The organism is Sphingobacterium paramultivorum, assembly GCF_014109745.1.
GTDB lineage: Bacteria > Bacteroidota > Bacteroidia > Sphingobacteriales > Sphingobacteriaceae > Sphingobacterium > Sphingobacterium paramultivorum.
Map to the genome: position 1 here is coordinate 5,029,206 of NZ_CP058555.1, position 14,099 is coordinate 5,043,304.

General features: G+C 42.6%; 7 protein-coding genes, 2 tRNA genes and 3 rRNA genes. 8 read left to right on the forward strand and 4 right to left on the reverse strand.

The genetic code is table 11. The features are described 5' to 3' along the window. Position 1: 1 nt before the first annotated feature. The 3 genes from HS960_RS20990 to HS960_RS21000 all read right to left on the reverse strand — a co-directional run bounded on the left by HS960_RS20990 (position 2) and on the right by HS960_RS21000 (position 4,387). Positions 2-898 (reverse strand): AvrE-family type 3 secretion system effector, encoded by an 897-nt coding sequence (locus HS960_RS20990; RefSeq protein ID WP_227550322.1) that lies wholly within the window; start codon positions 896-898, stop codon positions 2-4. A gap of 120 nt (positions 899-1,018) precedes the next feature. After that, positions 1,019-3,040, reverse strand: a complete 2,022-nt coding sequence (gene ppk1 / locus HS960_RS20995) for a polyphosphate kinase 1 (RefSeq protein WP_159729871.1) — start codon at positions 3,038-3,040, stop codon at positions 1,019-1,021. 162 nt (positions 3,041-3,202) lie between these two features. Next, complete coding sequence (locus HS960_RS21000; RefSeq protein WP_220801567.1) at positions 3,203-4,387, reverse strand: Pycsar system effector family protein; 1,185 nt, start codon at positions 4,385-4,387, stop codon at positions 3,203-3,205. Positions 4,388-5,443: 1,056 nt separating this feature from the next. Between HS960_RS21000 and HS960_RS21005 the strand changes: the two genes are divergently transcribed. The 7 genes from HS960_RS21005 to HS960_RS21035 all read left to right on the forward strand — a co-directional run bounded on the left by HS960_RS21005 (position 5,444) and on the right by HS960_RS21035 (position 12,162). Further along, positions 5,444-5,587: a hypothetical protein gene (locus HS960_RS21005; RefSeq protein WP_153848835.1), complete on the forward strand. Its 144-nt coding sequence runs from the start codon at positions 5,444-5,446 to the stop codon at positions 5,585-5,587. 143 nt (positions 5,588-5,730) lie between these two features. Further along, positions 5,731-7,260 (forward strand): 16S ribosomal RNA (locus HS960_RS21010). Positions 7,261-7,381: 121 nt separating this feature from the next. Next, positions 7,382-7,455: transfer RNA gene (locus tag HS960_RS21015), tRNA-Ile, on the forward strand. Positions 7,456-7,466: 11 nt separating this feature from the next. Beyond that, positions 7,467-7,540, forward strand: a tRNA-Ala gene (locus HS960_RS21020). Between the two features lie 229 nt (positions 7,541-7,769). Further along, positions 7,770-10,649, forward strand: a 23S ribosomal RNA gene (locus HS960_RS21025). A gap of 125 nt (positions 10,650-10,774) precedes the next feature. Next, positions 10,775-10,886 (forward strand): 5S ribosomal RNA (gene rrf / locus HS960_RS21030). The 16S, 23S and 5S rRNA genes sit together here with 2 tRNA genes alongside, the layout of an rRNA operon. A gap of 556 nt (positions 10,887-11,442) precedes the next feature. Continuing rightward, entirely contained in the window at positions 11,443-12,162 is a 720-nt protein-coding gene (locus HS960_RS21035; protein WP_182330592.1) for a hypothetical protein, read from the forward strand. 69 nt (positions 12,163-12,231) lie between these two features. Here the strand turns inward: HS960_RS21035 and HS960_RS21040 are convergent, their stop codons facing one another. Continuing rightward, the gene (locus HS960_RS21040) at positions 12,232-12,618 is read right to left on the reverse strand and encodes an SRPBCC domain-containing protein (RefSeq protein ID WP_182330593.1); all 387 of its coding nucleotides are present in this window, start codon (positions 12,616-12,618) and stop codon (positions 12,232-12,234) included. Positions 12,619-12,706: 88 nt separating this feature from the next. Here HS960_RS21040 and HS960_RS21045 point away from each other — a divergent pair, with 88 nt between their 5' ends. Continuing rightward, entirely contained in the window at positions 12,707-14,074 is a 1,368-nt protein-coding gene (locus HS960_RS21045; protein ID WP_159727584.1) for a methyltransferase RsmF C-terminal domain-like protein, read from the forward strand. The last annotated feature ends 25 nt before the right edge of the window (positions 14,075-14,099 follow it).

The window sequence follows — 14,099 nt, forward strand, 5'->3', positions numbered from 1 at the left end:
CCTATTTTTGTTCAAATTTATAAATGATCCCTTTATCCTGATTACCGGCTTCGCTGCTGATGTAAAGATTGAATTTTGAATCAAAGTTAATGCCTTCAGGTTGAGGGAAGATCTTCGGATCTAATGGAGAGAGCGATTTTACACGAAAATTCTCATCGGTGACCACAAGGGCTTTGTCTACAGAAGATAAGATATACCATTCCTTACTGTCTGCTTTTTTAGCTAACGCGGAGGGTTTGAACGTTTTCTTAATTTTAGCATCAAATGCCTGAAGTTGATCAAGCTGGATGGCAAATTCTCCTTTCGGCTGAAATTGACCATGCTCGTCAATTGAAAAGACATAGCCAGAGGTTTGCGGTTGTTTTCTATCGACCTTGCATTCTTTACATAATACGTATGCCTGGTTACTTTCGCGGTCAACAAAAAGTCCCTCGTACTCTCCTTTTGGGAGTAAATTTTTCTGTTCAACAACGTTTTTTATATCGTCGTTTTCGGCAATCGGAAAGGAATAGATGCTGCCATTGCTCTTTAAGATAAAGAAATGTGTATTGCTTATCGAGATATCCTCATAGTCGCCATCTTTTCCGAAAGGGTTGAACGTGACTTTTTGTGTCGGTTGGTTAAACTTATAAAGAAAGCCCTGCTCGTCTTGGATGGCATAAATATCATCATCCTGTCCCGCGAGAAAGGCTATCCCGGATATTTCTAATAATTCGTCTGGCAAACTCATCTTTATGCCCGAAGATAATGTATAGGGTATTTGTTGCGGTTTTTCAGCTTGAACATGAGCGAGCTTGTTGTTATTTTCCTTGGCTGTATTATTCGGGTTGCAGGCGAGAAAAATAGCAGAGGCTAAGCCTAATGCCATCGTTGTCAATATCGTCGGGTTTTTCATCATTATATGATTAAATTTAAATTGATGAAGTCATCAGGTTTCTGAATGAGCTTACGTGCAATGATTATTTTGTTGGGCTTTCAGGGCTGGTCATGCTTTTATGAGATGCCCTGCTGAATAGTCCTATTTTTTCATTTTACCTTTCAAATAATTAAGGATTTGTTGCTGAGAAACATTCTTCTGTTGTGTTTCTATTGCCTGATTTTGCCCATGTTCATCCAACAAAGTTGCTTCGGTGTCGTCCGCAAACTGAATATCGAACAGTTCCTGTATTTGATGTGCTAATGTCAGATTCAGTAGCGGAAAGCAAGTTTCTATACGTCGGTAAATGTTGCGGTTCATCCAGTCCGAAGAACCCAGATACACGCTGCTTTGGGCTTGATATTGAAAAATAAATATTCTGCCATGTTCTAAATATCGTCCTACAATCCGTTTCACGACAATGTTGTCGCTCAATCCAGGTACTTGTGGTTTTAGTCTACAGATTCCTCTAACCAATAACTGCAGTTTTACCCCTGCCCGGCTTGCTTCATACAATTTATTGATTAACGATTCTTCTTCCAGATTGTTTAATTTAATTTTTATTGTAGCTGTGTCTCCGGCTTTAGCAGCTCGGATGGCCTGGTCGATCAGGGATAAAAATGTATGTTTGAGGTTGAACTGTGCAATCAGTAGATGACTAAAAGACAGCTCATTTGGACTATGGGGTTTTCTCCGGGCTGGTAAAAACTCGAATAGCATATTTAATTCGTTGGTCAATAGCTTATTTGAGGTGATGAGGAAGTAGTCTGTGTAGACCTTCGCCGTTTTTTCATTTAGATTTCCTGTACCTAGCAATGCACTTTCTCGACCTTGTTTGCGTTTGACCAGCGCTATTTTGGCGTGTACTTTTAAATTGGGGATACTATAGGTGATTTTTACACCCTGTTCTTTCATCAATCGAGCCCAATGTATATTATTTGCTTCATCAAAGCGCGCTTTCAATTCGACAAATACATTGACTCTTTTTCCATTTTTTGCTGCGGTAGCGAGTGCTTGTGCGATATGAGAATCACCAGCAATACGGTATAAGGTCGTGTAAATCTCGTCTACGGTTGGATCTATCGCTGCCTCGTTAAAAAAACGCAGTATGGGGTCGAACGATTCATAGGGAGTACAGATCAACAGATCCTCTCGGTCTATTTGGTCAAAGATAGATTCTTTGAAATTCTGATTCGTATTAATTTGCAGCTGTTTTGGATAAGAAAGTTCCGCTATTTTAATCGGAAATGAAAATAGATCCTTAAGATTGTGGTAGTTTCCGCCTTCGACAATGCTACTTTTCCGCAGATCAAATAATGTTGCCAGTGTTTCTATCAACTGTTTTGGCAGATTTGGCTGGAATAGAAAGCGTGTCGCATAGCCAAGGTCACGTTTATTGACTTCCGTCTCGATTTTTTGGGCAATATCACCCTCAAATTCATCTTGGAGATTTAATTCCGCATCCCTTGTGATTTTAAAGGAATAGAAATTTAATGATGTATTTCTTATGGCTTCAGGAAAAAATGCTTTGATAATATCATCTATGAGCACAACATATTTATTCCCATTGATCTCACAGGTGAAAAAGCGGCCAATATGATTTGAAGGCACATTTAGAAAGAATACCGCTCCAGTATTGTCGTCTGTAACGACGAAGTAGAGCTGATTGTTGATCGGGAAAAAAGAGGTGTCATCAATCGGTATAATTTGGAGGTAGGAGGCAATTGTGGTAAAGAAATATTGGGCTGCTAGGTCTTTTATTTCGGCAGGAATAGCTTGATTGTAAATTAAGAGTATATCTTCTTTTGCTAATTCTTGGATAATATCAGCTAGTATTAGGCCAAATTTTTCCTGTTGTCTATTGATGGTTTTTGACGCTTTTTTATAGGTCCCAATATCTATGTTCGGAATGAGCTGTCCGGGATTTTGCTTCATTATTTTTTTCCAAGCCATCAGTACAGGCATTCTAACCCGATAAAATTCATCCAGATTGGATGAGAAAATAGCGATAAACTGTAGTTTTTCCAATAAAGGGACCTCCTGACGACCAGCTTGGTCAAGTACCCTATCATTGAACGACAGCCAGCTGATGTCTCTGTTGATATAAAGATCTTTCTTCTTCATCCGTATAAATTTATGGTTATGGCAACATGCTTACAACAACATCAATAAATGATCCTGTCTATTGGTCGCTAATGATTGATTTAAAGGCGGCATCTTTTTAAATAAAAAAGAAAGTTTGAACAACATGATCCTGACATATTCCGCTGTGTTTATAGGATCGCATTAAAATATGGTTGCGACGACAAAAGAAACAACCGATATAACAAGGCCAAACATAAAAATTCCATATGCGTATCGTAGGAGTTTGTATTTTCGGCCTAATACCACACCTTGCGAATAAACATCCTTGGTAAGCATGCCATATAGAAATTCCGAATCGACCATTACCTTCTGCATGCCCTCATTGTAGTCGTCGAGTTTCATCTTGTAAAAGTTCCCAAAAAAGAGCAGATTGACTGATTTTTGTTCGATTTCCTCCTTTGAGAATTTACCAGAGGGAATTTTGGGTATTGTTGACAGTATTGCCATGACCATGGTTGCTACCACGGCCGTTGTTAAGATAATTGTTGGGATAATAAGGTGCTCGTTGGCATCTAGTTTCCGAAATAAGACAGCAATCACAACGGAAAGAATAATAGAATTGACCGTTAACAAGATGTTGGCCTTATTGTCTGCCATGTCGCTTAATCGCTGATTGTTTGAGGATGTAATCCGGAACATTGTTTCTATCCCACGTTCTGGCTTACTGCCTTTATCCTTTTCCTTCTTGTCTTCTTTTTTGCTTTCTTTATTTTTTGAGATAGATTTCTCCTGTTTTTTCTCCAGTTCTTTTAGATTCATCTCCTTTTTGGCATTGAGCTTTTGCTGCGCATATTCAGTATGGTAATGATGGCTCATTAATAGTTTGATTGTGCCCGCCCTCCATACGTCTTTATCGATCTCCTTCCCTAGTACTGCTTCAGCTTCGGCTTTCATCAGTTTGTTTCTGGTAACGAAATCCTCGTTCCCAAAATGAAATAGGTCCGCGTCGCAGAGAATTTGCTCCAGCAGGTTTGTTGGATCCTGAGGCATTCTCGTTGCTAAAATACAACCTTTGATTTTTTCCTGTATGGCTTCCGGTATTCCTTTATCCTGGAGAAAATTGAAAGCAATTTCGACACTTATCTTCTCATGACCGATAGCATTGTCAGATTTTACGTAGCCGAGGTCATGAAAGTAGGCGGCACTAATAACAATAAAGTGATCCTCCTCTCCTAGTTTATAGTGCGATGAAATCTCCTCCGCAGCACGTACAACAGAACGTGTGTGTATCGTATTGTGAAAACAATGGCAAACTGAAATATTTTCTGTAATATAAGTTTCAGCATATTCTTCTACCTGTTTTAAAAGCTGAGCATAATCTATCATGGACCAATATGGTTTTATGTGCAATAAAAGTATTTAATATCTTTAATTTCTTAAAAATAAGGTCTTCTTTTTTGTTATTTATTAACCTAGATCAAATTTACTGAAAAAAGAGATATTCCAATAGCTGTAAAATTGCCTGTTATATAAGTAGATAGTTGATTGTTAAAACAGATCGTTAATCGGATAAGATCTTTCAATATAAGTCATGACGCTCAGGCGAACTGGGTTTGGATAGTTTTATGATGCGAGCGACCCATGGTTCCTCCCTAAGCGAGGAAGAGTTCTGGATTGCTTATCCTTTAGTTTAGTTTTTGTCTATAGTTAGCTTAGTCTTAAGTTAGGTTTAGTTTAGCTATAACCTAAGCTATACCTAAACTAAACCTAAACAAACCCTAACTAAACCCTAAGTAAAGTGGTAAGAAAGTATAGCTATTAAAAGAGGCAATCAAGAGCGTTGTATGCTGTCCCCTTTTATGTGCTGCGCTGCGGTATCCTTCCGGTGTCATCTTTCCGGCGGCACAATTTTCCGGTCTTTCCGGCACGGATTCTACCCGGGGATGCCGCGCAGGCTTTTAAAAGAGGATCCCGACCGGATTATGCAGCCTGATGTTCTTTGACCTTTGACTGCTATCTTCCTGCCTATGCCCGTTCGCCGACTGCGCTGCCATTCCCGTCCGACTTTAGTACTCTCTTGCGCAAACCACTCCTTTCCGGTGTTCTGAGCGGAAGCCCGCACGGGAAGCTGGGACTGAAATCCGCTGCAGATCTTAGGAAAGTAGCCTTTTTGCCGCCTTCTGCGCAATCCTGTGGACAAAATCCAAAAAGAATCTCGCACCGTTACAGGTAGTTAAGGGCGAAATGAAAATAATAAGAACAAAGGGCTTGGAAGTGATTGTAAAAACTCCCTATCTTTGCACCACTCCGCAAGGGAGGGACGGTTGCCACGAAAGAGGGAACCATGAAAAAAGAAGGGTTTAAGAGAAGCCTGACAGGATTTAAGATCCCGCTCAGTTTATTTTAAACGCGGAAATCGAAAAAAGGGAAAAGAAAAAAAACTTGAAAAAGTTTTTGGAAGTTCAAAAAAGATTTCTACCTTTGCAGTCCCAACGGAAACGAAGGGAAAAACAAAACGATAAAGAGGGGCGCAATGCCTATCGGAATATAGCTGATACGGAAGTTGAAGCGCGAAAAGTTCTTTAAGAAAACACAATCATGTAAGCGTGACGAGTAGACAAACGAAAGTCATGAACAAATTCAAGAATTAGTTCAATTCGATCCAAGATCAGAGATATAAAAAAAAGAATTCTGATTATGTAAATAGTTGGAATCAAAAACTTCATTTTACAATGGAGAGTTTGATCCTGGCTCAGGATGAACGCTAGCGGCAGGCCTAATACATGCAAGTCGGACGGGATCCGTCGGAGAGCTTGCTCGAAGACGGTGAGAGTGGCGCACGGGTGCGTAACGCGTGAGCAACCTACCTCTATCAGGGGGATAGCCTCTCGAAAGAGAGATTAACACCGCATAACATATCTGACCGGCATCGGTTAGCTATTAAATATTTATAGGATAGAGATGGGCTCGCGTGACATTAGCTAGTTGGTAGGGTAACGGCTTACCAAGGCGACGATGTCTAGGGGCTCTGAGAGGAGAATCCCCCACACTGGTACTGAGACACGGACCAGACTCCTACGGGAGGCAGCAGTAAGGAATATTGGTCAATGGGCGGAAGCCTGAACCAGCCATGCCGCGTGCAGGATGACTGCCCTATGGGTTGTAAACTGCTTTTGTCCAGGAATAAACCTTTCTACGTGTAGGAAGCTGAATGTACTGGAAGAATAAGGATCGGCTAACTCCGTGCCAGCAGCCGCGGTAATACGGAGGATCCGAGCGTTATCCGGATTTATTGGGTTTAAAGGGTGCGTAGGCGGCCTATTAAGTCAGGGGTGAAATACGGTGGCTCAACCATCGCAGTGCCTTTGATACTGATGGGCTTGAATCCATTTGAAGTGGGCGGAATAAGACAAGTAGCGGTGAAATGCATAGATATGTCTTAGAACTCCGATTGCGAAGGCAGCTCACTAAGCTGGTATTGACGCTGATGCACGAAAGCGTGGGGATCGAACAGGATTAGATACCCTGGTAGTCCACGCCCTAAACGATGATAACTCGATGTTGGCGATAGACAGCCAGCGTCCAAGCGAAAGCGTTAAGTTATCCACCTGGGGAGTACGCCCGCAAGGGTGAAACTCAAAGGAATTGACGGGGGCCCGCACAAGCGGAGGAGCATGTGGTTTAATTCGATGATACGCGAGGAACCTTACCCGGGCTTGAAAGTTAGTGAAGAATGCAGAGACGCATTCGTCCTTCGGGACACGAAACTAGGTGCTGCATGGCTGTCGTCAGCTCGTGCCGTGAGGTGTTGGGTTAAGTCCCGCAACGAGCGCAACCCCTATGTTTAGTTGCCAGCATGTAATGGTGGGGACTCTAAACAGACTGCCTGTGCAAACAGTGAGGAAGGTGGGGACGACGTCAAGTCATCATGGCCCTTACGTCCGGGGCTACACACGTGCTACAATGGATGGTACAGCGGGCAGCTACATAGCAATATGATGCTAATCTCTAAAAGCCATTCACAGTTCGGATTGGGGTCTGCAACTCGACCCCATGAAGTTGGATTCGCTAGTAATCGCGTATCAGCAATGACGCGGTGAATACGTTCCCGGGCCTTGTACACACCGCCCGTCAAGCCATGAAAGTTGGGGGTACCTAAAGCATGTTACCGCGAGGAGCGTGTTAGGGTAAAACCGATAATTGGGGCTAAGTCGTAACAAGGTAGCCGTACCGGAAGGTGCGGCTGGAATACCTCCTTTCTAGAGTATCGCGGATCGGTACTCGTCACGTTACATATGATTGCAAAAAGAGAAAACATCAGAAGAAAGTGCCCGCCCCGAAAGGAGCAGTACTGAGAGAAAGAGATGAACAAGATAAGCTAGTCCCGTAGCTCAGTTGGTTAGAGCACTACACTGATAATGTAGGGGTCAGCAGTTCAAATCTGCTCGGGACTACGAAAAAAAGAGGGGAATTAGCTCAGCTGGCTAGAGCACCTGCCTTGCACGCAGGGGGTCAACGGTTCGAATCCGTTATTCTCCACATCTCCGGGAGGAACATCGACAGATGCTCCTAAAATAAACCGGAAAAAGAGTTCTTTGACATATTGAAAGAGAAAAAAAATTACAAGAGAAGACAACAGTATAGAGACAATACGTGTATGTGTTTGAAGTAAGGGAGAGACCCTCGGTCAAGGCCGAACGATCCCGAACCTAGCATACGTGTATATATATCAAAAGCAGCCGCATAGTGGCAAAAGGCTATGCCGGTGAAGAAAGTAAATAAGGGCACACGGGGGATGCCTAGGCTCTCAGAGGCGAAGAAGGACGTGATAAGCTGCGATAAGCTTTGGGGATTGGCAAATGCGACTTGATCCAGAGATTTCCGAATGGGGCAACCTGACTATTTGAAGAATAGTCGTATAAAACGCGAACGCGCTGAACTGAAACATCTAAGTAGGCGTAGGAGAAGAAAATAACAATGATTTCCCAAGTAGTGGCGAGCGAACGGGAAAGAGCCCAAACCGATCATGTTACGGCATGGTCGGGGTTGTAGGACCACGAGATTGTACAGCGCTATGAACTGGAAGCAGGTGGGAAACTGCGCGACAAGGGTGAGAGCCCCGTACAGGTAAAGAATGTTGACATAGTGGTATCCTGAGTACCGCGGGACCGGAGAAATCCTGTGGGAATCCACCAGCACCATCTGGTAAGGCTAAATACTCCTGAGAGACCGATAGTGAACCAGTACCGTGAGGGAAAGGTGAAAAGAACCCCGAACAGGGGAGTGAAAAGAACCTGAAACCGTGTGCTTACAAGCGGTTGGAGCAGACAAGTTCTGTGACAGCGTGCCTTTTGCATAATGAGCCTACGAGTTACTCTTGTCTGGCAAGGTTAAGTCCTTCAGGGACGCAGCCGAAGCGAAAGCGAGTCTTAATAGGGCGCATAGTCAGATGAGGTAGACGCGAAACCTTGTGATCTACCCTTGGGCAGGTTGAAGTTGCAGTAACATGTAATGGAGGACCGAACCGATAAACGTTGAAAAGTTTCCGGATGACCTGAGGGTAGGGGTGAAAGGCCAATCAAACTGGGAAATAGCTCGTACTCCCCGAAATGTTTTTAGGAACAGCGTCGGCGTAGAGTTTGATAGAGGTAGAGCTACCGATTGGGTGCGGGGGAGTCAAATCCTACCAAATCCAGACGAACTCCGAATGCTATCAAATATAGCCGGCAGTGAGGCTTTGGGTGCTAAGGTCCAAGGCCGAGAGGGAAAGAACCCAGACCATCAGCTAAGGTCCCCAAATTCGTTCTAAGTTGAACTAACGAGGTCCGGTTGCCCAGACAGCTAGGATGTTGGCTTGGAAGCAGCCATTCATTTAAAGAGTGCGTAACAGCTCACTAGTCGAGCGGCCGGGCGTGGATAATAAACGGGCATCAAGAACGGTACCGAAGCTATGGATTTGCACTTAGGTGCATCTGGTAGGGGAGCATTCCATCGCCGGAGAAGCAGTTTGGCAATGAACTGTGGAGGTTATGGAAAAGCAAATGTAGGCATAAGTAACGATAAGGCGGGTGAGAAACCCGCCCACCGAAAGACCAAGGTTTCCTGATCAACGTTAATCGGATCAGGGTCAGTCGGGACCTAAGGCGCACCCGAAGGGGGCAAGCCGATGGACAACTGGTTAATATTCCAGTACTCTTCATAACTGCGATGTGGTGACGGAGTAGTGACACTGCCGCGAACTGACGGAATAGTTCGTTGAAAGGCGTAGGTATAGGGACGGTAGGCAAATCCGCCGACCCTGCTGAAACCCAATAGTACAGCAAAGCTCCGGTGGCGCTGATAGAGCAGGTAAACAGACTTCCAAGAAAACCCGCTAAGCTTCAGGTTATGAAGACCCGTACCGCAAACCGACACAGGTGGTCGAGGAGAGAATCCTAAGGTGCTCGAGTGAGTCATGGCTAAGGAACTCGGCAAAATGGCCCTGTAACTTCGGGAGAAGGGGCGCTGTCTCAGCGATGAGCAGCCGCAGTGAAAAGGCCCAGGCGACTGTTTAACAAAAACATATGGCTTTGCAAAATCGCAAGATGAAGTATAAGGCCTGACACCTGCCCGGTGCTGGAAGGTTAAGAGGGGATGTCATCGTAAGAGAAGCATTGAATCGAAGCCCCAGTAAACGGCGGCCGTAACTATAACGGTCCTAAGGTAGCGAAATTCCTTGTCGGGTAAGTTCCGACCTGCACGAATGGTGTAACGATCTGGGCGCTGTCTCAGCCATGAGCTCGGTGAAATTGTGGTATCGGTGAAGACGCCGATTACCCGCAACGGGACGGAAAGACCCCATGCACCTTCACTATAGCTTAACATTGAGATTGGGTACAGGATGTGTAGGATAGGCGGGAGATGTTGAAGTGGCTTCGCCAGGAGTCATGGAATCAACCTTGAAATACCGCCCTTTCTGTATTCGGTTTCTAACTCGGTCATGCCGAGGACATTGTTTGGTGGGTAGTTTGACTGGGGTGGTCGCCTCCAAAAAGGTAACGGAGGCTTTCAAAGGTAAGCTCAGTACGCTTGGTAACCGTACGTGGAGTGCAATGGCATAAGCTTGCTTGACTGTGAGACCGACAAGTCGAACAGGGTCGAAAGACGGACATAGTGATCCGGTGGTTCTGTATGGAAGGGCCATCGCTCAAAGGATAAAAGGTACGCTGGGGATAACAGGCTGATCTCCCCCAAGAGCTCATATCGACGGGGAGGTTTGGCACCTCGATGTCGGCTCGTCACATCCTGGGGCTGGAGAAGGTCCCAAGGGTTGGGCTGTTCGCCCATTAAAGTGGCACGCGAGCTGGGTTCAGAACGTCGCGAGACAGTTCGGTCCCTATCTGTTGTGGGCGTTGGAAGTTTGAGTGGATCTGACCTTAGTACGAGAGGACCGGGTTGGACAGACCTCTGGTGAACCTGTTATGCCGCCAGGTGTACGGCAGGGTAGCTACGTCTGGAATAGATAAGCGCTGAAAGCATCTAAGTGCGAAACTAGCCACGAGATGAGACTTCCTTATAGGGTCGTAGAAGATGACTACGTTGATAGGCCATAGGTGTAAAGGTTGAGAGACCAAAGCCAAGTGGTACTAATAGCCCGAAGCTTTCTCAAGCAGACAGACACTGTTGTCTTCCTCTTTAATTTTTGAAACAAACAGAAACGAACCTCTTTCAATAGATATGTCAGTTGGCATGAATAAGATGATATGAATATCATAGATCAGCCAATAAAGATTTTTAGGTGCCTATATCGGCGGTGTCTACCTCTTCCCATTCCGAACAGAGCAGTCAAGCCCGCCAGAGCCGATGGTATTGCCGTAACAGGTGGGAGAGTAGGTCGGTGCCTTTTTTTACACGGAAGCCCTTGCTGGAAACAGTCAAGGGCTTCTTTCGTTTAAATACTTCCGTATTTCCATGTACAGGCTATTGCCTGTCCTCCGCATATTGGTTATCGCAGCACTCAGCTTGAGTTTACTGTATGATAATTTTCTAGTACTAAAACTTAAGCAAGCGAATTAAGCCTACTGTAACTAATTCTGCTTACTTGATGTAGAATTACTGGTATGGATTTATAGAAACAAAATATCTACGTATGATTTTCTTAGTGAGAGCATTGTTGGCGTTATCAAATTCGCAAACCTATAACGTTCGTTGTGCCGAGCAGGAATGAGGTCGTAAAACTAGTAATAGAGATAGAACATTTTATATGGAATTTTAACTTAAATATTTATAATTTTTTACTTAATATTCCATATGCCTAGGAATGTCTAAAACATGAGCAATGAGACAATTATAGTACGCTACGTATAGATATTTAAGTTAAATGTTTAATTTTTTTATGTTTTTACAGGGCGTAAAGTGAAGTATTGGAATGAATTGTATATTTGTGGACATTAACTTATATAATGAAAAAAGCTAAATTATTAATGTTGGGCCAAATGATGGTAGTTATTGCTCTACTTATATTTTCCGAAACACTTTGTGCTCAAAAGAAATCTAATAATACAGATTATATTGTTTTCATGAATGGAGATAGCTTATATGGGAAAGTTTCTTCAGTTACGGATAGTAAATTGTCATGGCGTGATGGAGATACGCAGATGGATTTTTTTCCAGACCAAGTTTTTCGTGTTTATCAAAATAGTAAAAACAAAATTTTCGCACCTTCTTACATCGAAAAAGGGCTAGAAAAGGTTAAAAATACAAAACCTCAGGTTTTTCGGATTAATAAAGAAAAATCAGAGGAATTAAGATTTGCTGAATTAATTCAGGATGGTGAAATAACGGTCTATTATTTTAAAAGTTCTGGCTTGGCGGTGGGAGGTGGAACCTCTGGAGCTCTTCTCGGTTTCACGACAAGGAAATATTGGTGTGCTCTTAAGTGTTCTTCTGGAGAGATAATTGAATTGAATGATGTTGTAAAAGATATTTTGGGGCAAGATGTAAAACAAAGGGCTAAAGCGCTATCAGCATTAATAGAAGATGAACCAACCATATTAAAGCAATTTCAGCTTGAACGAAAATATAGTTACGAGTTGTTTTTAAATTATATAAAAAAATATAATGAAGTCAGGTTATCTAAGGAAAATGGGCCCGGCATCGTTTCGGAACGTATAATTTATTAGATTACTGGCGTCATTTATGACGCCAGTAATCTAATATATCATCAAAAAGGAATTCTGAGATAATAGACTTTAATCTTCTTCTGTATAAAAATCAATTAATGAAGATATATAAGGATCTTCCCATCCATCCGAGATATTTTCAAAGTCTTCATCAGGTATATTCGTTTGCCTAATTTCCAAGGAAGTCCCTTTTTTATGTTCATGCAACTTTAATGTAACAAAAGAAGGGCTGTCTGTTTCACCGAAATACCATTCTTGTACAATTTTTGTCGATGGTTCTAGTTCCAAGAATCGGCCAGTTATAGCACCATCCCACAAAGAGAATTCTCCATTGACAGTAGGGTCTATTGACACAAGGTCCCCTGTCCAAAGACGAGCGGTAATTTCGGTCGTTAATGCAAGATACAGTTCCTCTGGAGTCGCAGGAATAATAGCATATTTCTTGAATTCTTTCATGGTGCAAAGTTACTCTTTCTTGTAATTTACCACTTATTTTGACTTCATTTTTATTTATCTTAATTTTATCGCAAACTATTGGGACAACATGAGTAATTTTCTGCCAAATTCTTTAGTGAAAAAGTTAGGAGTGAATCCGCTATTTGATACTGATGCATTTATTAAGATACATGAGGAAGGTATTCGGGCGACAGCAATACGCCTAAACCCTAATAAATTAGAAGATTGTCCGTTTCCTAATGCAGGGCAAGTTCCCTGGTGTAATGTGGCTTATTATCTTCAGGATCGTCCAGTGTTTACGTTAGATCCATTATTTCATGCTGGAGCATATTATCCACAAGATGCTTCTTCCATGTTCATCGATCATATCATTCGAAGTTTGAAGTTACATGAGGGGAGTATTCGGGCGTTGGATTTATGCGCCGCACCAGGAGGAAAGTCTACCTTATTAAACAGTAGCTTACATCCGGAATCACTCTTGGTTGCAAATGAAATTATTAAAACAAGGGTTACAATCCTGCAAGATAACTTAATGAAATGGGGAAATGCGAACACAGTAACTACAAATAATGATCCTGCAGCGTTTAATCGTCTTCCTGGATACTTCGATTTGATGGTTGTTGATGCGCCATGTTCTGGATCTGGAATGTTTAGAAAAGATGCCGATGCCATCGATGAATGGTCCGAAGCTAATGTTAAGCTTTGTAGCGAAAGACAACAACGGATTTTGGTTGAAAGCTTGAGCGCTTTAAATAGAGGCGGATATTTGTTTTATTCAACCTGTTCTTATTCACCGGAAGAAAATGAAGATATTGTCGATTGGCTATTGGATAGCGGCGATTTTGAATCTGTTGAAATAGCTATTGAAGAGCATTGGGGAATTGATCATACAAATTCTAATAAGCATCGTGCACACGGTTATCGATTTTACCCGCATAAATTAGGTGGAGAGGGCTTTTTTATTGCTGTCCTTAAGAAGGTTGGTGAACAGGAAACATTCAATAGAAAGCGAATTAAACCAGAGAAATCAGATGTACCCAAAGGAATTTTAGATAACTGGATTTCGGATAGTACTAGCTTTCATACTTTTCTTCATCATGAGGATGTATATGTTTTCCCAAAAATGTACGAACATGATCTAAAGTATCTTCAAAATGTACTTTATCTTAAGAATGCGGGAACGAATGTCGGCAAGCTTAGCAGAAAGGAGCTAATACCAAGCCATGCACTGGCTTTGAGTAATCATTTGACCAAAGACTTTCAATCGGTAGAATTGTCGCTTGAAGATGCGCGTAATTACCTTAGAAAGGAAAATATAGCTGTGGATACGATTGGCGAAAGTCTTCAAGGATGGACAATAGCAATTTTTGAAGGTAAACCTTTAGGCTGGATGAAGGTATTGACCAACCGAATCAATAACTATTATCCAAAGGAATTGAGGATTGTAAATTTATAAAATTTAGAAGCATTGAACGCGGAGA

Excerpts from the sequence above, each read along its gene's own strand:
- HS960_RS21040 (WP_182330593.1), bottom strand. The coding sequence starts at position 12,618 with ATGAAAGAATTCAAGAAATATGCTATTATTCCTGCGACTCCAGAGGAA.
- HS960_RS21000 (WP_220801567.1), bottom strand. The coding sequence starts at position 4,387 with ATGATAGATTATGCTCAGCTTTTAAAACAGGTAGAAGAATATGCTGAA.
- ppk1 (WP_159729871.1), bottom strand. The coding sequence starts at position 3,040 with ATGAAGAAGAAAGATCTTTATATCAACAGAGACATCAGCTGGCTGTCG.
- HS960_RS21045 (WP_159727584.1), top strand. The coding sequence starts at position 12,707 with ATGAGTAATTTTCTGCCAAATTCTTTAGTGAAAAAGTTAGGAGTGAAT.
- HS960_RS20990 (WP_227550322.1), bottom strand. The coding sequence starts at position 898 with ATGATGAAAAACCCGACGATATTGACAACGATGGCATTAGGCTTAGCC.
- HS960_RS21035 (WP_182330592.1), top strand. The coding sequence starts at position 11,443 with ATGAAAAAAGCTAAATTATTAATGTTGGGCCAAATGATGGTAGTTATT.